The 17,151-nt window shown below is 59.2% G+C and carries 19 protein-coding genes; 5 read left to right on the forward strand and 14 right to left on the reverse strand.

From position 1 onward, the window contains the following. The 4 genes from tsaC to LG290_RS02745 are packed head-to-tail and all read left to right on the forward strand — an operon-like array spanning position 1 to position 3,171. Positions 1–558, forward strand: coding sequence for an L-threonylcarbamoyladenylate synthase type 1 TsaC (gene tsaC, locus LG290_RS02730; protein WP_160417478.1), 558 nt, complete (start codon positions 1–3; stop codon positions 556–558). A gap of 42 nt (positions 559–600) precedes the next feature. After that, a complete protein-coding gene (gene hemF, locus LG290_RS02735) occupies positions 601–1,539 on the forward strand; it encodes an oxygen-dependent coproporphyrinogen oxidase (RefSeq protein WP_499836147.1) in 939 nt (312 codons plus the stop codon). An 11-nt stretch (positions 1,540–1,550) separates the two neighbouring features. Continuing rightward, positions 1,551–2,369 (forward strand): shikimate dehydrogenase, encoded by an 819-nt coding sequence (gene aroE / locus LG290_RS02740; protein WP_499836148.1) that lies wholly within the window; start codon positions 1,551–1,553, stop codon positions 2,367–2,369. Between the two features lie 28 nt (positions 2,370–2,397). Continuing rightward, positions 2,398–3,171 (forward strand): alpha/beta fold hydrolase, encoded by a 774-nt coding sequence (locus LG290_RS02745; RefSeq protein WP_499836149.1) that lies wholly within the window; start codon positions 2,398–2,400, stop codon positions 3,169–3,171. 22 nt (positions 3,172–3,193) lie between these two features. On the opposite strand, the gene LG290_RS02750 is transcribed toward LG290_RS02745, so the two are convergent. Together LG290_RS02750 and LG290_RS02755 are read right to left on the reverse strand one after the other, a co-directional pair. Then, on the reverse strand, positions 3,194–3,451 hold the full coding sequence (locus LG290_RS02750; RefSeq protein ID WP_499836150.1) for a hypothetical protein: 258 nt from the start codon (positions 3,449–3,451) through the stop codon (positions 3,194–3,196). 111 nt (positions 3,452–3,562) lie between these two features. Then, positions 3,563–4,363: a M48 family metallopeptidase gene (locus LG290_RS02755; RefSeq protein ID WP_499836151.1), complete on the reverse strand. Its 801-nt coding sequence runs from the start codon at positions 4,361–4,363 to the stop codon at positions 3,563–3,565. Between the two features lie 135 nt (positions 4,364–4,498). Between LG290_RS02755 and LG290_RS02760 the strand changes: the two genes are divergently transcribed. Continuing rightward, entirely contained in the window at positions 4,499–5,371 is an 873-nt protein-coding gene (locus LG290_RS02760; RefSeq protein WP_499836152.1) for an ATP-binding protein, read from the forward strand. 49 nt (positions 5,372–5,420) lie between these two features. Here the strand turns inward: LG290_RS02760 and der are convergent, their stop codons facing one another. From der to iscR, 12 genes are all read right to left on the reverse strand, one after another. Then, on the reverse strand, positions 5,421–6,824 hold the full coding sequence (gene der, locus LG290_RS02765) for a ribosome biogenesis GTPase Der (protein ID WP_499836153.1): 1,404 nt from the start codon (positions 6,822–6,824) through the stop codon (positions 5,421–5,423). Then, positions 6,821–7,990, reverse strand: a complete 1,170-nt coding sequence (gene bamB, locus LG290_RS02770) for an outer membrane protein assembly factor BamB (protein WP_499836154.1) — start codon at positions 7,988–7,990, stop codon at positions 6,821–6,823. Before bamB ends, der begins: the two co-directional genes overlap by 4 nt. Then, positions 7,987–8,646: a YfgM family protein gene (locus tag LG290_RS02775; RefSeq protein WP_499836155.1), complete on the reverse strand. Its 660-nt coding sequence runs from the start codon at positions 8,644–8,646 to the stop codon at positions 7,987–7,989. Before LG290_RS02775 ends, bamB begins: the two co-directional genes overlap by 4 nt. 80 nt (positions 8,647–8,726) lie before the next feature. Then, the gene (gene hisS, locus LG290_RS02780; RefSeq protein WP_499837008.1) at positions 8,727–10,001 is read right to left on the reverse strand and encodes a histidine--tRNA ligase; all 1,275 of its coding nucleotides are present in this window, start codon (positions 9,999–10,001) and stop codon (positions 8,727–8,729) included. Positions 10,002–10,112: 111 nt separating this feature from the next. After that, positions 10,113–11,228, reverse strand: a complete 1,116-nt coding sequence (gene ispG / locus LG290_RS02785) for a flavodoxin-dependent (E)-4-hydroxy-3-methylbut-2-enyl-diphosphate synthase (RefSeq protein WP_499836156.1) — start codon at positions 11,226–11,228, stop codon at positions 10,113–10,115. Positions 11,229–11,236: 8 nt separating this feature from the next. Continuing rightward, the gene (locus LG290_RS02790) at positions 11,237–12,268 is read right to left on the reverse strand and encodes a RodZ domain-containing protein (protein WP_499836157.1); all 1,032 of its coding nucleotides are present in this window, start codon (positions 12,266–12,268) and stop codon (positions 11,237–11,239) included. 56 nt (positions 12,269–12,324) lie between these two features. Beyond that, complete coding sequence (pilW, locus tag LG290_RS02795) at positions 12,325–13,062, reverse strand: type IV pilus biogenesis/stability protein PilW (RefSeq protein WP_499836158.1); 738 nt, start codon at positions 13,060–13,062, stop codon at positions 12,325–12,327. Between the two features lie 101 nt (positions 13,063–13,163). Then, positions 13,164–14,300 carry a dual-specificity RNA methyltransferase RlmN gene (gene rlmN, locus LG290_RS02800; RefSeq protein WP_160417465.1) on the reverse strand — a complete coding sequence of 379 codons (1,137 nt, stop codon included), beginning with the start codon at positions 14,298–14,300 and terminating at the stop codon, positions 13,164–13,166. A gap of 78 nt (positions 14,301–14,378) precedes the next feature. After that, positions 14,379–14,804 (reverse strand): nucleoside-diphosphate kinase, encoded by a 426-nt coding sequence (gene ndk, locus LG290_RS02805; RefSeq protein ID WP_499836160.1) that lies wholly within the window; start codon positions 14,802–14,804, stop codon positions 14,379–14,381. Positions 14,805–14,979: 175 nt separating this feature from the next. After that, on the reverse strand, positions 14,980–15,306 hold the full coding sequence (locus LG290_RS02810; RefSeq protein WP_499836161.1) for a HesB/IscA family protein: 327 nt from the start codon (positions 15,304–15,306) through the stop codon (positions 14,980–14,982). Positions 15,307–15,380: 74 nt separating this feature from the next. Then, the gene (locus LG290_RS02815) at positions 15,381–16,559 is read right to left on the reverse strand and encodes an aminotransferase class V-fold PLP-dependent enzyme (protein ID WP_499836162.1); all 1,179 of its coding nucleotides are present in this window, start codon (positions 16,557–16,559) and stop codon (positions 15,381–15,383) included. A gap of 78 nt (positions 16,560–16,637) precedes the next feature. Next, on the reverse strand, positions 16,638–17,102 hold the full coding sequence (gene iscR / locus LG290_RS02820) for a Fe-S cluster assembly transcriptional regulator IscR (RefSeq protein ID WP_499836163.1): 465 nt from the start codon (positions 17,100–17,102) through the stop codon (positions 16,638–16,640). Positions 17,103–17,151 lie beyond the last annotated feature (49 nt).

The following is a 17,151-nucleotide window of genomic DNA, read 5'->3' on the forward strand; positions in this document are numbered from 1 at the left end:
ATGAACCAGGCTGTCGACCTTGAAACCGCTGTTCGCACCCTGCGTGGCGGGGGGGTGATTGCTTGCCCCACCGAAGCAGTATGGGGGCTTAGCTGTGACCCGGATAACGATGCCGCCCTGGCTCGGCTGATGCGCCTTAAAGAGCGAGACCCGGCCAAGGGCGTGATACTGGTGGCGGCCCATATTGACCAGTTTCAGCCCTGGCTTGAAGGGTTGCCGCTAGAACTGCATGCACCTCTGGTGGCCAGCTGGCCGGGGCCGAATACCTGGCTGGTGCCCGATAACGGCCGCAGCCACGGACTGGTGCGTGGCGGCCATAGCCGGGTGGCGTTGCGCGTGACCGACCACCCCGGCATGGCTGCCTTGTGCGACGCCTTCGGTGGGCCGCTGGTCTCGACCTCAGCCAACCGTAGCGACGAGCCACCGGCCATGAGCCCTGATGAGGTTCTGGAAATTTTCGGCGACCAACTGGATGGTATCCTGGATGGCAACCTGGGCGGGAACCCTCGCCCCAGCTGCATTCGTGACCTGGTCAGCGGCCAGGTGTTGCGCGAATGATGGGCGCTATTTTGACTAACGGACACTAAGCGAGGAGGCAGCGTGGCTCATGAGCGTCTCGATGATGTAAAACACTACCTGCTGGACTTGCAGGATCGTCTCTGTGAAGGCCTGGCAGCGGCGGATGGTGTGGGGCATTTCAAGGAAGACAATTGGCAGCGTGAAGACGGTGGAGGCGGTCGCTCCAGAGTGATCGAGAACGGTGTCGTATTCGAAAAGGGCGGCATCAATTTCTCGCATGTGTACGGTGCCACCTTGCCGCCCTCCGCGACGGCCGCCCGACCGGAATTGGCCGGGCGCAGTTTTCATGCGGTGGGCGTCTCCTGGGTGATGCACCCCCATAACCCCCATGTGCCTACCAGCCACGGCAATGTGCGCTTTTTTATCGCCGAGAAGGAAGGCGAGCCACCGGTATGGTGGTTCGGTGGCGGTTTCGACCTGACGCCGTTCTATCCGGTGCTCGACGATGTGTTGCATTGGCACCGCGTATCGCGAGCCGCCTGCCTGCCGTTCGGCGAAGAGGTTTATCCACGCTTCAAGGCCTGGTGCGACGAGTACTTCTTTCTCAAGCACCGCAATGAAACGCGGGGCGTGGGTGGTCTGTTCTTCGATGACCTGAACGATTGGGAGTTTGAAACCTGCTTCGCCTTCCAGCGCGCCGTGGGCGACAGCTTTCTGGACGCCTACCTGCCGATTGTCGAGCGGCGGCGTCATGATGAATGGAGCGAGCGCGAACGTGATTTTCAGCTTTATCGGCGTGGGCGTTATGTCGAATTCAACCTGGTATGGGATCGTGGCACCCTGTTTGGACTGCAAAGCGGTGGGCGCACTGAATCCATCCTGATGTCGTTGCCGCCACTGGCTCGGTGGGAATACGACTGGCAACCTGACCCCGAGAGCCCTGAAGCCGTGCTTACCCGAGACTACCTCATTCCCCGCGACTGGCTCGATGAAGCCGCTCAGGGGGAAAAATCAGCCTAGGAGCCTTCAATATGACGGACCGTTACTGCGTATTCGGCCATCCGGTCGAGCACTCCAAGTCACCGTTGATTCATGAGGAATTCGCCCACCAGACAGGCCAGTCCATTGAGTATTCCGCCATTGAGGCACCGCTGGATGGCTTTGTCGACGCTTGGCGGCAATTTGTGGCCGAAGGTGGGCGGGGCGCCAACGTGACCCTGCCGTTCAAGCAAACCGCCTTTGAAATGTGCGATACCCTGAGTCATCGCGCCAAGCGTGCCGGGGCGGTAAATACCTTGATCCTGGGCGGCAACGGGCGCACTTACGGCGATACGACCGATGGCGTGGGGCTGGTGCGGGATCTGGCCTACCACCGGCTGGAACTGGCCGGCAAGCGGATACTGGTGCTGGGCGCGGGGGGGGCGGTGCGCGGCCTTCTCGAGCCACTGTTGCAGAAAGCGCCGAGCGAGGTAGTCATCGCCAACCGCACGGCCGCGAAGGCGCAGCAATTGGCCGATGACTTCACCGATCTGGGCAAGCTTCAGGGCGGTGGGTATGAAGATATCCAAGGTACATTCGATCTGGTGATCAACGGCACCAGCGCCAGCCTTGCAGGCGACTTGCCGCCCTTGCCGGAGCAACTTTTCACCAAGGGTGGCTGGGCCTACGACATGATGTACGGTGTAGAGCCGACGGTGTTTCTGCAATGGGCCGGGCCGCGAGGCGCCAAGCTGCTCGATGGATTGGGAATGCTGGTAGAACAGGCCGCGGAATCGTTTTTTCTGTGGCGCAACGTTCACCCGGATACCAGCATGGTGCGCGACACCTTGCGCCAGTCGCTGAATTACTGAAGCTTTGATATCCAAGGAGTCTTGTGTGGTGAAAGAGCATTGGATCGATGTGCCCCAGGGCCTCGTCTATGCGGTTAGCTGGCATCCGGTCGAGCCTGTCGAAGTCGGCCTTTCTCCCATCGTGCTTTTCCACGACTCCTTGGGGTGTGTCGCACTATGGCGAGACTTTCCGGCACGGCTATCCCAGGCAACCGGGCGTGAGGTGGTGGCTTATGACCGGCTGGGCTTCGGGCGCTCCGACCCCTTTCCGGGGCAACTGTCGTTGAGCTTTGTAAGTGACGAAGCGAAAGGCACCTTTGCCGCCCTGCGCAAGCAGTTGACGCTAGATCGTTTTGTGGTGTTTGGGCATAGCGTGGGAGGCGGAATGGCCGCCGTGACCGCAGGCATTTATTCGGATAAGTGTGATGCGCTGATCACCGAGGCCGCCCAGGCATTTGTCGAAGACCGCACGCTCGCAGGGATTCTCGACGCCAAGCAGGCTTTTTCCGAGGTGAACCAGCGGGAGCGCCTGAAAAAATATCACGCTGAAAAGGCCGAATGGGTGCTGAGTGCCTGGATTGATACCTGGCTGTCGGAAGATTTCCGGACCTGGAATCTGGACTCGATGCTACCTAGGGTGACCTGCCCCACGCTTGCCATCCATGGCGAGCATGACGAATACGGCTCGACCCGGCACCCCGAGCGCATTGCTGGCCTCACGACGGGGCCTGCCGTCACTGAGATAATCGAGGGTTGTGGGCATGTGCCGCATCGTGAAAACGAAGCTTGCGTTATGTCTTTAGTAAAAAGCTTTCTGCGGTGAAAAACTTTATTTTTGCCCCAACTTAACGCTTCTTGACGTAAAACCCGACCATGCACAGGCCGAGACCCACCACTGACAACAGCATGCCGCCATTGACCAGCCACGGATAACGCTCCAGCCAGGACACGAATGGCTGGGGTGTGTCGCTACAAACGCCCACCACATAGTCCCAGTAACCACCTCCCAGCTGACACTCACGCACGTCGCCGAGCTCCCAGAAATATACTCCCAGTAGAATGAAAATCGGCAGTATCAACAGCAATAAACCCATTCGAATCATATAATTACATCTCTTGCGAATGCTTGCGTGTTCACGAAAGCGTTGATGCTTTCGTGAACACTGAAAGGCACTGAGCCCTTGAATAGGCTCAGTGCCGGGAGATACGCGGATTTACGGGCGTGGACAGTTGGGGGTGCGACCGCTGTTGCGCGCCTGATCATACATCTCCAGGGCGCGATCCATATCTGCCTGCAAGCCATCGATGCGTTGGCCCTGGCTGGGGTGGGTCGACAACCAAGCCGGGGGAGAGCCATCGGAAGCGGCCTGCATGTTTTGCCACAGGGTAACGCTGGCACGTGGATCGAAACCCGCTTGGGCCATCAAGTGCAGGCCGATGGTATCCGCTTCGCTTTCATGGCGCCGCGAGAAGGGCAGGATGATGCCGTATTGCGCGCCCATTCCCAGGACGCCCATCAATTGCTGGCCGCCGGGGCCTTGCAAGCCGGAAGCACTGGAAATGACCGACAAGCCCAGTTGGGTAGCGCTCTGAGTGGAGGCGCGTTCGTTGGCGTGGTTGGCTAGCACATGAGCGATTTCATGGGCGATGACCGAGGCCAGTTGATCCTGGTTCTCGGCAATGTCGAACATCCCGGTGTTGACCCCCATATAGCCACCGGGCAAAGCGAACGCATTAGGCTGTTCGGATTCGAAGACCTGAATCTCCCAGCCCTGTTCGCGCTCCTGGGGAGGCAATTCGGCTACCACCGCATCGGCAATGCACTGCACGTAACGCTGTCTGGCGCCACCTGCCGTGGGAAGGTCCTGCTGGTATTGAATGAAGGCCTCACGCCCCATTTCATTGAGCTGTTGATCGGAGAGCAAAAGTAATTGCGAGCGGCCTGTGGGTGAGGTGGTGCAGGCGGCAAGAACAGCGCATAAGGCGCCAATGGCGAGTGGGCGGAACCAGCGCATGGAGAAAATCCTTGGTAGCAAAGTAAAATGCATCAACCGCACCAATGAAAGGCAAGGCGATACGGAATATTCCCCACAAGATACCCGGAAGCGTTGTAAGGTCAACTATCGTTTTATAGTCATGAGGAGATAGTCATGGATGCCGAGTTAAGCCACCGGTTGGCAAAGGTGCTGGAACAGGTCGAGCATTGGTTGCCACCGATACCCGAGGCGATGGATTGGGATATCCATGTGGCGGCGTTATGGCAACGCCACCCCTTGGGTGGGCGGTTGCTCCCGGTGCCGCCGCGTGACGCCCTGAGTCTGGATGATCTACTGGGCATCGAACGTCAGAAGCTGGCGCTGGTGGACAATACCCGGGCGTTTCTCGAAGGCTACCCGGCCAATCATGCGCTTTTGTGGGGATCACGTGGGAGTGGTAAATCGTCGTTGATTCGGGCGTTACTCAACACTCTTGCTCCGCAAGGGTTACGTATCATTCAGGTGGACCGCCATGATCTTGCCGGCTTACCGATGCTGGTGGAACAGCTTCGCCATCAACCTCACCGCTTTGTGGTGTACTGCGATGATCTTTCCTTCGAGGGACATGACGATGCCTACAAGGCATTGAAAAGCGTGTTGGATGGGGCGCTCACGGGGCCGCCGGCCAATATGCTGTTGTACGCCACCTCGAACCGCCGGCATTTGCTGCCGGAATCCATGGATGACAACCAGGACTCGCGCCTGGTGGGCAACGAGCTGCATCACGGCGATGCGGTGGAGGAGAAAATCTCGCTATCGGATCGTTTCGGCCTGTGGCTGGGCTTTTATCCCTTTGATCAGGATGTCTATCTTGAAGCCTGTTGCCATTGGGTGTCGCAATTGGGCGAGCCCCAGGATTGGGGGCCTGAGGCACGTGCCGAAGCGATTCGCTTTGCCACCCTGAGGGGCGGGCGCAGCGGCCGCGCGGCATGGCAGTTTGCGGCACAGTGGGTGGGTCGCAAACGCCTGCATGGACACAAGACCTGATATTGAAACGCCCCGGCATCCCGTGACGTTACCCTTGGGGTATCAGGCATCAGCGACGGCTCTTGCGCGCCTCCTTGGTGCGGTTGAGTTCGCGCTTCTTGGCTTTTTCCTTGTCGCTGGCGCCGGCCATCTGATCGAAGGGGTTTGCACCGGAACGGAACTCGAAACGCATGGGCGTACCGCGCACCTTGAGCACCTTGCGAAAGATGTTGATCAGGTAACGTCGGTACGACTCAGGGACCGAGCCGGTCTGGTTGCCGTGCACCACGATGATCGGCGGATTGCTGCCGCCCTGGTGAGCCATGCGCAGCTTGATACGCCGGCCATGCACCATAGGGGGCGGGTTCTGGCTTACCGCATCCTGCAGCAAGGTGGTCAGGCGATTGGTCGACCAATGGGCATTGGCAGCCTCGAAGGCGCGCTCGATGGACGGATAAAGATCGCCCACCGCCGTGCCGTGCAGAGCTGAAATGAAATGCATCTCGGCATAGTCGGCAAAGCCCAGACGGCGCTTGATCTCACTGCGCATCTTGTCCTTGGCTTCGCTTTCCAGGCCATCCCATTTGTTGACTGCCAGCACCAGGGCACGGCCGGAGGTAAGGACGTAATCCAGCAGGTGCATGTCCTGCTCGACCAGGCCCGTGCGGGCATCGAGCACCATGACGGCAACGTGGCATTCCTTGATTGCCTCGAGGGTCTTGATGATCGAGAACTTTTCCGTGATTTCGCTGACATTCTTGCGTCGCCGAACCCCAGCAGTATCGATCAGCACGAAAGGCTTGCCGCGGCGTTCGAAAGGAATCTCGATGGCATCGCGGGTGGTGCCGGCTTCATCGAACACCACCACCCGTTCTTCGCCGAGCAGACGATTGACCAGGGTCGACTTGCCTACGTTGGGGCGACCGATCACGCCGATACGAATGCCCTTGCTGCCGGTGTCGGCGGGAATGCTTTCATCACGCTCGGGGAAAGGCTCCAGCACGATGTCGATCAAGCTGGAGACATTGCGTCCATGGGCAGCGGCAATCGGGAAGGGGTCTCCCAGGCCGAGTTTCCAGAAGTCGGCCATTGCCGAATGCTCTTCCAGGCCGTCTGTCTTGTTGACCACTACCCAGGTCTTTTTCTGGTTGACGCGCAAATGGTTGGCAATCGCTTCATCAGCCACGTTGAGTCCGGCCCGCGCATCGACCATGAACAGCACGATATCGGCTTCATCGATCGCCGCCAGCGACTGCTCGGCCATGGCGGCATTGATGCCTTCCTCGTCACCGCTGATGCCGCCGGTGTCGATGACTGTATAGGCCTTGCCGCCCAACATGCCGTTGCCGTACTTGCGATCCCGGGTCAGCCCCGGAAAGTCGGCGACCAGCGCATCGCGTGAGCGGGTCAGGCGGTTGAAAAGGGTTGACTTGCCCACATTGGGGCGGCCGACCAGGGCAATGACTGGGGTCATGGTGTTACTTCCAGAGTTTCCAGGCGACCATTATTGGCCAGCACATGAATGATATTACCTTCGGTCACCGGACGTACGCTGATGCCGGACTTGTGAATGCGGGTACGGCCCACTACTTCACCTTCCCGGGCATCGAGTAAATGCAGGTAGCCTTCGAAATCGCCGAATACCAGGCGTCCGTCAGCAAAGGCCGGAGCGGTGAGCCAGCGACCTTCCAATGACTCGTTACGCCAGATTTCGCGGCCGTTTTCGGCATCGAGCGCCAGCACATGGCTGGCATCGTTGACCGTGAACAGGAAGTCGCCCACCAGAATCGGAGTGTGGCGGCTGGAGTGTTCGCGCTCCCAGATCACTTCACCTCGAGTGGCTTCGAGTGCGACCAGGCGCCCGTTGTAGCTGGTGACGTACAAACGGCCATCCGGGGTCAGAACCGGCTGGCTGGTGACATCCACCAAACGGTCGATTTCGCTGCGGCCTTGGGGCGTGGCGATTTGCATGTCCCACAGCGGCTGACCGCTGCGGTTGTCCAGCGTTACCAGGCGGCCATTGGCTAAGCCGGTAAAGGTGACCGGGTCAATGACTTGAGGAGTGGCGGTACCGCGTAACGTTAGCGCAGGCTGTGAGCTGGTATACACCCAGCGTTCTGCCCCGCTTTGCCGATCCATCGCGGTGACGTTGCCATCGACGCTTTGCACGACCAACAACTGCTGGTTGGCCTGAGGCGCTGCCAGTATTTCGCTGGAGACGCGCGAGCGCCAGGTGACGCTGCCGTCCTGCTGGGAAAGTGCCAGCACTTCACCATTGCGGGTGCCCAGGTACAGCTGGCCGGCAACCGCCGTGAGCCCGCTGGAAACGGGAACATCGAGGTCGACCTGCCATTGGCGTGAACCATCATCGGCGTCCAGCGCCACCACTTGGCCTTCAACATCGGCGGCGAACAGGGTGTCGCCCTCGCGTGCCGGGGCGATGGGATAACGCGCCCGACCCAGGCCGCTGTCCATGCCGTAGCGCCACTGGGTATCCAGTTGGGAGGTTGCCTCGATGCTGGTCAGTTCCGCCGGGGTATATACCGGTGCGCCTTTGCTGGCACAGCCGGCAATAAGTCCCAGGGCCAGCATGCCAGCGGTCAGGGTGGCGAAACGGCGGGAAAGACGAAAATCTCTCATAGCGCAGTCTCCTGAGTGCCGAGGTCATCCAGCTTGAGCTGGACACCGTAAAGAGGCTGCTCCTGGTTTTCAGCCAGGTTCAGGGCTTCGTTCCAAGCGTTGCGCGCCTCGTCTTCACGGTTCAGGGCGAAGTAAGCGTCGCCACGCACGTTGGCACGTTGGGCGGCCAGGGAATCACTGATGGGTTCATCAAGTGATTCAAGCGCACGCTCCGGGTTGCCATCAGCCACTTCCACTCGGGCTAGACGCAGCCAGGCCAGACTTTTCACATAAGGCCGTGAGGAGACGGCGAGTACCTGCTCAAGCGTGGCCCGGGTTGTTTCCAGGTCCCCTTGCTGGGCGGCCATGTCGGCCTCCAACAGCAGCGCCATCTCGGCATAGAGGGTGTCCGCGTGGTTATCGGTGATGTCGCTGACCAGACTGCGAGCCTCGCCAAGCGCCTCTTCATCGAGCTCGTCGGTCGTGCTCAGATTGGTCAACTGCTGATAGCGCAATGAGGCAGCTTCGGCCTGGTTTTCCTGATGGGTCTCCCAGGCATTCCAGCCGAAAATACCCGCGGCAGCGAGTGCCGCGCCAACGATCAGGGAGGTGCCGTTTTCCTTCCACCAGCGCTTGATCGCATCCAGCTGTTCTTCTTCGGTTCTCAGCTCCGCCACGGGCGGTCTCCTGTCTTGTCTTATCGTTGGACGTTGAGCGTAGGGTTACGCGACTTCTGTGTGTTGCCGGCGGGCGTACGTTACGCCGGTCGGGTCGCCGTAGCCAGGTTCAACAGCTCTGCCAGGGTCGCGGAAAGCGCTGCCTGTGGCAGGTTTTGCTGATCGCGTTCCTGGCGCAAAAACTTAAGCGTTATGGCGTCGCTGGCCAGTTCGTCGGGTCCTAGCAGCAACGCCAGGGTGGCGCCGCTCTTGTCGGCCTTTTTCATGCGGCTCTTGAAACTGCCGCCACCACAGTGCAACTGCAGGCGCAGACCTGGCACTGCCGAACGCAGCGTTTCCGCCAGGGTAAGGGCAGGAATCGTGGCGCTTTCATCCATCGGCAGCAGGTAGACATCACAGCCGCCAAGCGCCTCTTCCGGTACCAGGTCGAGGGTTTCGAGCAATAGAATCAGGCGTTCGATACCCATGGCGAACCCCACTGCGGGGGTCGGCTTGCCACCGAGTTGTTCGACCAAGCCATCATAGCGGCCACCGGCACAGACAGTGCCCTGGCTGCCAAGGGCGGTGGTGGTCCATTCGAAGACGGTACGACAGTAGTAATCCAGCCCTCGCACTAGACGTGGGTTGAGAACGTAGGCAATGCCAGCGGCATCGAGCATGGCGGTGAGCTGCTCGAAATGGGTACGCGACTCCTCGTCCAGATGATCGAACAACCGGGGAGCACCGTTGAGCATCTCCGCCATGGCGGGGTTCTTGGAGTCGAGAATCCGCAGCGGGTTGCTGGCAAGGCGGCGCAGGGAATCTTCATCGAGCAGCTCACGGTGGGCCTCGAAGTAGCTCAGCAGCGTTTCACGGTAGGCCGCCCTGGCTTCGGAAGAGCCCAGCGAATTCAACTCCAGGGTCACGTGTTCGGTCAAGCCCAGCTCTTGCCACAGGCGGGCTGAAAGCAGGATAACTTCGGCGTCAATATCCGGGCCCTCGAAGCCGTAAGCTTCCACACCGACCTGATGAAACTGACGGTAGCGGCCTTTTTGTGGGCGCTCGTGACGAAACATGGGGCCTTGATACCACAGCCGCTGGGTCTGGTTGTATAAAAGTCCGTGCTCCAGAGCCGCCCGCACACAGCTGGCGGTGCCTTCCGGACGCAGCGTCAGGCTATCGCCGTTGCGGTCCTCGAAGGTATACATTTCCTTTTCGACGATGTCTGTGACTTCGCCGATGGAGCGGGCAAAAAGCGCTGTCTGTTCGACGATCGGCATGCGGATCTCGTCGAACGTGTAGCGCTGCATCAGGTCGCGCACCCGAGACTCGAAGAACTGCCAGCGCGGGCTGACGTCGGGAAGCAGGTCGTTCATGCCACGAATGGCCTGGATTTTCTTGCTCAATGCAAACTCCTTGACGAGCAGGGCTGGGACCTCAATGGCCGGCTAGGCGTGATTCGCTTGCAAGCGGGCCATCGAGAGAAGCTAGACACTGCGGGCTATCGTATCTTGTTGCTTCAACTGTTTTTCGCGCACTTTGTCCCGAATCAAGGCTTCCAGATCATCCACCAGATTGTCATTGCGCAACTTGCTGGCCGGTTTGCCGTCGATATACACCAGATTGGCGGGGCTGCCGCCGGTCAGGCCGATATCGGTCTCCTTGGCTTCGCCGGGACCGTTGACCACACAGCCGATCACCGAGACGTTGAGAGGCGTCATGACGTCTTCCAGACGCTCTTCGAGGGCATTCATGGTACTGATGACGTCGAAGTTCTGGCGCGAGCAGCTGGGACAGGCAATGAAGTTGATGCCCTTGGCACGCAGCTTGAGGCTCTTGAGCATGTCGTAACCGACCTTGATCTCTTCGACCGGGTCGGCGGCCAGCGACACGCGAATGGTATCGCCGATGCCATCCATCAGCAGCATGCCCAGACCGATCGATGACTTGACCGTGCCGGAACGCAGCCCACCCGCCTCGGTGATCCCCAGGTGCAGGGGTTGTTCGATTCGTGTCGCCAGCAATCGATAGGCGGCGACCGCCATGAACACATCCGAGGCCTTGACGCTGACCTTGAACTCGGGGAAGTCGAGCCGTTCGAGATGGTCGATATGGCGCATGGCGGATTCGACCAGGGCTTCCGGCGTGGGCTCGCCGTATTTCTTCTGCAGGTCCTTTTCCAAGGAGCCTGCGTTGACGCCGATCCGGATCGGAATGCCGTTGTCGCGGGCGGCATTGACCACTGCTCGCACGCGATCCTCGCGGCCGATGTTGCCGGGGTTGATGCGCAGGCAGTCCACCCCCAGCTCGGCCACGCGCAGGGCGATCTTGTAGTCGAAGTGAATATCGGCGACCAGCGGCACGTTTGCTTCACGCTTGATCTTGCCGAATGCTTCGGCGGCGTCCATGTCAGGCACGGAAACGCGCACGATATCGGCACCGGCCATTTCCAGCTGCTGAATCTGAGCCACGGTGGCTGCCACATCCAGAGTGTTGGTGTTGGTCATGCTCTGCACGGAAATCGGGGCATCACCGCCGACAGCAACGTTGCCCACATGGATCTGACGTGAGAGACGGCGTTTGATCGGAGAAGGAGCGTGCATAGGAGGGATTACTCTTCCAAGGTGAAACGGGCGACGTTATTGGCGCCGGCGCGGGCAGGCAGATCGACCGGTTCGCCCTGATAACGCAGCTCGACACCGGTGGCGTTGCCTATGGTCAGACGAAACGGCGGTTGACCTTCCACACTGACTTGAGTGTCGGGTGACTGCAAGCCAACTAGGATGCGCTGGTTCGTGGCATCGAAGATCTCCGTCCAGGACTGCTCGTTGAAACTCAGCTCCAAGGTGTTGGCGTTGGTGGCAGGCGCGGTCTCTTGCTCTTCGACGGCCTGGTTAGTTGCCGTCTCAGTCGTTGCCTCGGCGTCAGTTGACGCAATTCCCTGGGTCGGCTCCTTCTCTGCCTGAGGCACGATGGGATCTACCTCGGCGGAGTCGCGGCTTGCCATGGCATCAGGCGAGGTTGGCTGTGTGCCTTGCGACATACCGGTCGCTTCTTCTTCAGCCAGAGCGTTGCTGCGTTCGGCCAACGCTTGCGCTGTTTCGGGCTGCGTTGCCGAAGAGCTTTCTGAAAGACTTTCCGGCACCTCGCTGCCGGTTTGCGAGCCGGTTTCTTCATACTCCGAAGAAGTGCCGCCGAAACCGGGTGGCTCGTTGCCGCCACGGCTTTGCCACCACATCGCAGTGACCACAATAAGCCCAACTATCACCAGTAAGGTGACTAGCTTGAATAACCAGGCGCCCAGGCGTGACGGAGGTCTGGACGCCTGGATCGAGGTCACCTTGCGTTCCGGCTCGCTACTTCCAGCCTGGGCCTTGTAGGCATCGAGCACTTCCTGTTCGTCCATCCCCAAGTGCCTGGCGTAGGCGCGTAAATAGCCGCGCCGGTAGGCAGGAACGGGAATCTCGTCGTAATTGTCGCGTTCGAGACCATCCACGACGGCGGGGCGTAGATTGAGCGCTTCGGCCACATCGCTAAGCGGCAGGCCCAGCTGAGCGCGTTCGCGGCGCAATAGCTCGCCGGGAGAGGGAGACACGCGGCTCACGCTGTTCTCGGGCGTTTCATGGTTGTGAGTCTCGCTCATGGCTGAGCATCCTTCATTATAATAAGCAGTGGTCAGGGCGTAAGCCGTATGCCGGTTCAGCGCAAGGCATCAAGCTGGCGCTGATAGTCGGCCGCCTGGGCGTGTTCGCCCTCGGCGTGAGCGATATCGATAGCCATCGATAATGCCATCTGATTAGGGCCGGCAAGGCGTAAAAAAGTTTCCAGCGGTTGCCGGGCACGTTGGTAGTGGCCCTGAGAATATTCCAGTTCGGCTAACATCAAATAACTACGCGGGTTACGCGGGTCAATCTGTTGGGCACGCTGCAAACTGGTGCGCGCCGCTTCTGTTTCGCCCAGCGCCAGGTAACATTGGCCTAGATTGGTAAATAGCTGGGTGCGATTGGCATATTGAGCGTCTTGCGACGCTTTTTCCAGTTGCTCGCAGGCTTGCTTGAAACGTGCCTGATCATACAGGAAGGCGGCATAGTTGTTGCGTGCTCGGGTAAAATTCGGGTCGGCGCGTAGTGCTTGTTGAAAGTACTCATCAGCCAAGGCGCTTTCCCCCTGGCGCTGGTACACCAGTGCAATCGCTTGCAAGGCTTCGCTATGGGTGGGGGCTATCTGCAAGGCGCGATCCAAGGCATTCAAGGCACGCGAGAGGTTGTCGCGCTCCAGGTAAGCCACCCCTAGTTGCGTGTAGGCTTCGACTGCATTGTTGTTGGCGCCTGGAGAAGGTGTCGCCTGAGCAGCGCATCCACTCAGCCACAGGGCACTCAACAGCGTGAACAGCAAAGGCATCCGCTTGCAGCGCTCAGCGTTATAGCGACGATGCATGATGTAAATCCTCACGGCGTTGGAAGCAAACTGTCGGCCTGATATAAAAAGCCTGTTCAATCAAAGCGCCGTGCCTTGCGCAAGTCAAGGCGGTGACCGATTTAGTCGGCATCGAGTTGAATGGACTGAATATAACGCGCATTGCGCTTGGTGCGGTCCTTGACCCGCCCCACCAATTGGCCGCAAGCAGCATCGATATCGTCACCCCGGGTAGAGCGAATCGTAGCGTTAAGACCCAAATCATATAGCCATTGCTGAAAACGCATGGTCTGGTTACGCGAAGGCTTTTCATAGCCTGAGTGCGGAAAGGGGTTGAACGGAATCAGGTTGATCTTGCTGGGCAACTCCTTGAGCAATGCCGCCAGTTGTTCGGCATGCTCCTGTTGATCGTTAATGTCCTTGATCAGGGTGTACTCGATGGTGATCAGGCGAGCATCGCCACATTTGGCCAGGTAACGATGGCAAGCATCCAACAGCGCACGGATGTTGTATTTGCGATTGAGCGGCACCAGCTCGGTGCGCAGATCGTCGGTGGCGGCATGCAGGGAAATAGCCAGGCTCACGTCGATGTCGTCGCCGAGTTTGTCGATCATGGGCACGACGCCTGAGGTAGAAAGCGTCACCCGACGTTTGGAAAGTCCGTAACCATTATCGTCAAGCATCAGCTTCATCGCAGGCAGGACGTTGTCATAGTTCATCAACGGCTCGCCCATGCCCATCATCACCACGTTGGTCACGGCGCGATTGGCCGAATCCTTCTGCGGACCTGAACTGCGCTGGGCGACCCACACCTGGCCGATGATCTCGGCGGCGGTCAGGTTGCGCTGAAAACCCTGCTTGCCGGTGGAGCAGAAGCTGCAGTCCAGTGAACAACCCACCTGGGAGGACACGCAAAGGGTGCGGCGCTTGCCGTTCTCCGCAGGAATCAATACGGTTTCCACGTAGCTGCCGTCTTCGACTTCGAGTACCCATTTGCGGGTGCCGTCGTTGGAGGTGCCTTCGTAGACGACGCCCGGGCCGCGAATTTCAGCCACCTCTTCCAGGCGCTCACGCAGTGGCTTGGACAGGTTGGTCATGGCGGAAAAATCATCGCAACCTTCGTGATGGATCCATTTCATGAGCTGGGCGGCGCGGAATTTCTTCTCGCCGATGGAAAGAAAAAAAGCTTCCATGCCTTCGCGAGAAAGACCCAGTAGGTTAGTCCTTTCGGGTTGAGTACTTACGGAAACAGTGGTCATGGTGATTAGCGATTCGAAGAGGCGGGGGTGTCAACCCCCGCAAAAGTGGCCGGCAAGACTGCCTTGGCGCGGGCAGTATTAACGCGGGCAGATTTCGTCATTGGTAAAGAAATAAGCAATTTCACGCTCGGCACTGGCAGGTGCATCGGAACCATGGACAGCATTGGCATCGATAGATTCAGCGAAATCGGCGCGAATGGTGCCGGGTTCGGCTTCTTTGGGGTTGGTGGCACCCATCAGATCGCGGTTCTTGGCGATGGCGTCTTCGCCTTCGAGTGTTTGCACCATGACCGGGCCGGAGATCATGAAGCCGACCAGGTCACCGAAGAAAGGACGTTCCTTGTGCTCGGCGTAGAAGCCTTCGGCCTTTTCACGCGAGAGGTGCATCATTTTAGCCGCGACGATTTTCAGGCCGGCCTTTTCAAAACGCGTGTAGATTTCGCCGATGACATTTTTGGCGACGGCATCGGGCTTGATAATTGACAGGGTGCGTTGAGTTGCCATGGTAAAGGCTCTCCTTGAATGGATTTAAACAGAAGGTGCCGCCCGGGGAAATGCCTGGGCGGCACGCAAGACAAGCGGTTCGGGAGCCGGCGCGATATTAGTTGCGGCGGCAGGCATGCCGAGTGGGCGCGATTATAGCGCCTCGTCAAGGCATTGAATACCGGTGTGACGCTGGTTAAACGGTGAAGCTTTCGCCGCAGCCGCATTCATCCTTGACGTTAGGGTTGTTGAAACGGAAAAAACGGTTCAAGCCTTCGTTGACAAAGTCCACTTCGCTGCCGTCGAGCATTTCCAGCGCATTAGGCGTGACGAACACCTGAGCCCCGTGATCCTCGAAAGAGATGTCGTCGGGGTTGGCTTCATCGGCAAAATCCAGCACGTAACTATAACCCGAGCAGCCGCTGGGCTTGACTGAGACGCGAAGCCCCAAGCCTTGGCCGCGTTCAGCGAGCACATGTTGGATCTGATTTGCCGCAGCGGTAGTAATATTGAGAGTCGCCATGGTGGTTCTCCTGCAAAAATAAGTGACAGCGGTAACCGCTTGACGTCCATCGATAAGTCTTTGTATAGATAGCGCTATGTCTGGCTTGCTGTGCTGCGCAGCCCTTGCAACGCATGGCGCAGCACGGTCAGGGCGTGGTCGATTTCGGTATCGGTGGTGAAGCGACCAAAGCTGAAACGCAGCGATGCCAGCGCCAATGCCCGGGGCGTCTTGATCCCCAATAATACATAAGACGGGTCAACGCTTGCGGAGTTGCATGCCGAACCGGTGGAAATGGCAATATCCCGCAACGCCATCAGCAATGACTCACCGTCGACATCGGCAAATGCCAAATTGAGAATGTTGGGCACCGACACTTCAATGGCCGTGTTGGCATGCACGCCGGGTAGATCCGCCAGCCCTTGCAGCATCCTGTCGCGCAGAGCGGTAATGCGGGTTTGATCTTCCAGGCCTTCGTTCTGTATCAAGGCAAAGGCTTGGCCCATGCCGGCAATCTGGTGGGTGGGTAAGGTGCCCGAGCGCATGCCGCGCTCATGGCCGCCACCGTGAATCAATGCTTCCAGGCGGATGTCTGGATGGCGTTTGACGTAAAGCGCGCCGACACCCTTGGGGCCGTAAGCCTTGTGGCCAGAGAGCGACATCAAGTCGACGCCCAGTGCCTCGACGTCAAGCCCGATACGGCCAACCGCCTGAGCGGCGTCGCTATGGAAGGCGGCGCCGTGTTCATGGGCCACCGCCGCCAAGGCTTCAATGTCGTTGATGCTGCCCAGTTCGTTGTTTACCGCCATCAGCGATACCAGCACGGTATCTTCGCGCATGGCCTCGCGCAGTTGCCCGGGTTGAATCCGTCCGTCGCGTTGCGGTGTTAGCCAGGTCACCTCGAACCCTTCCCGCTCCAATGCCTTGGCGGTATCCACCACGGCTTTATGCTCGATAATGGAGGTTACCAGGTGGCGGCCGCGTGCCTGATTGGCCCGCATGAAGCCTGTCAGCGCCAGGTTGTCGGCTTCCGTGGCGCCGCTGGTCCAGACGATCTCACGCGGGTCGGCGTGGATGACATCGGCCACTTGGCGCCGGGCCTGCTCGACTACCTGTTCCGCCTGCCAGCCGAGCATGTGGCTACGTGACGCGGGGTTGGCGAACAGTTGGTCCACCGTCAGATAGCGGTGCATCACTTCAGCCACGCGGGCATCCACTGGCGTGGTGGCAGCGTAATCCAGATAGATCGGTAGGGTGGGAGCGGTTGCGTTCATTTAAGGATGTCTACGCTTGAAGGGTGCAAGTTGAACAAGCCAACGGCTAATGGATAAACACTATCGAGGAGGCGAGGCTCAGGAAGACGCCAGGATATTGCCCGTGACTCTCTGATCTTGGCGTGTAGCGATTTGTTGAACGTCGTGGCGGTGCATCAATTTCTCGAGGGTGACGTCGTCCAGAAAATCACGGATACGCGTCGAGAGTTCGCTCCACAGATAGTGCGTCAGGCAGGTGTCACCTTGCTGACAGTCGGACAGGCCCTGACAGCGAGTGGCATCGACACTTTCATCCACCGCATCGATCACTCGCGATACCGAAATGTCTTCAGGCGCCATGGCCAGAAGGTAGCCGCCGCCGGGGCCGCGTACGCTGCTGACCAGCTTTGCCCGGCGTAACCGGGCGAAAAGCTGCTCAAGATACGGCAACGATATTTGCTGTCGCTGGGAAATATCGGCCAGGCTGGTCGGGCCTTGGCCGCTGTGCATCGCCATGTCGAGCATGGCGGTTACCGCGTAGCGACCTTTGGTGGTCAAGCGCATGACAAGCACCTCGGTGCCGGCAAGGCCGGCGAACAATCAGCAAATGTAA

This window comes from Halomonas sediminis, assembly GCF_044871105.1.
GTDB lineage: Bacteria > Pseudomonadota > Gammaproteobacteria > Pseudomonadales > Halomonadaceae > Vreelandella > Vreelandella zhuhanensis.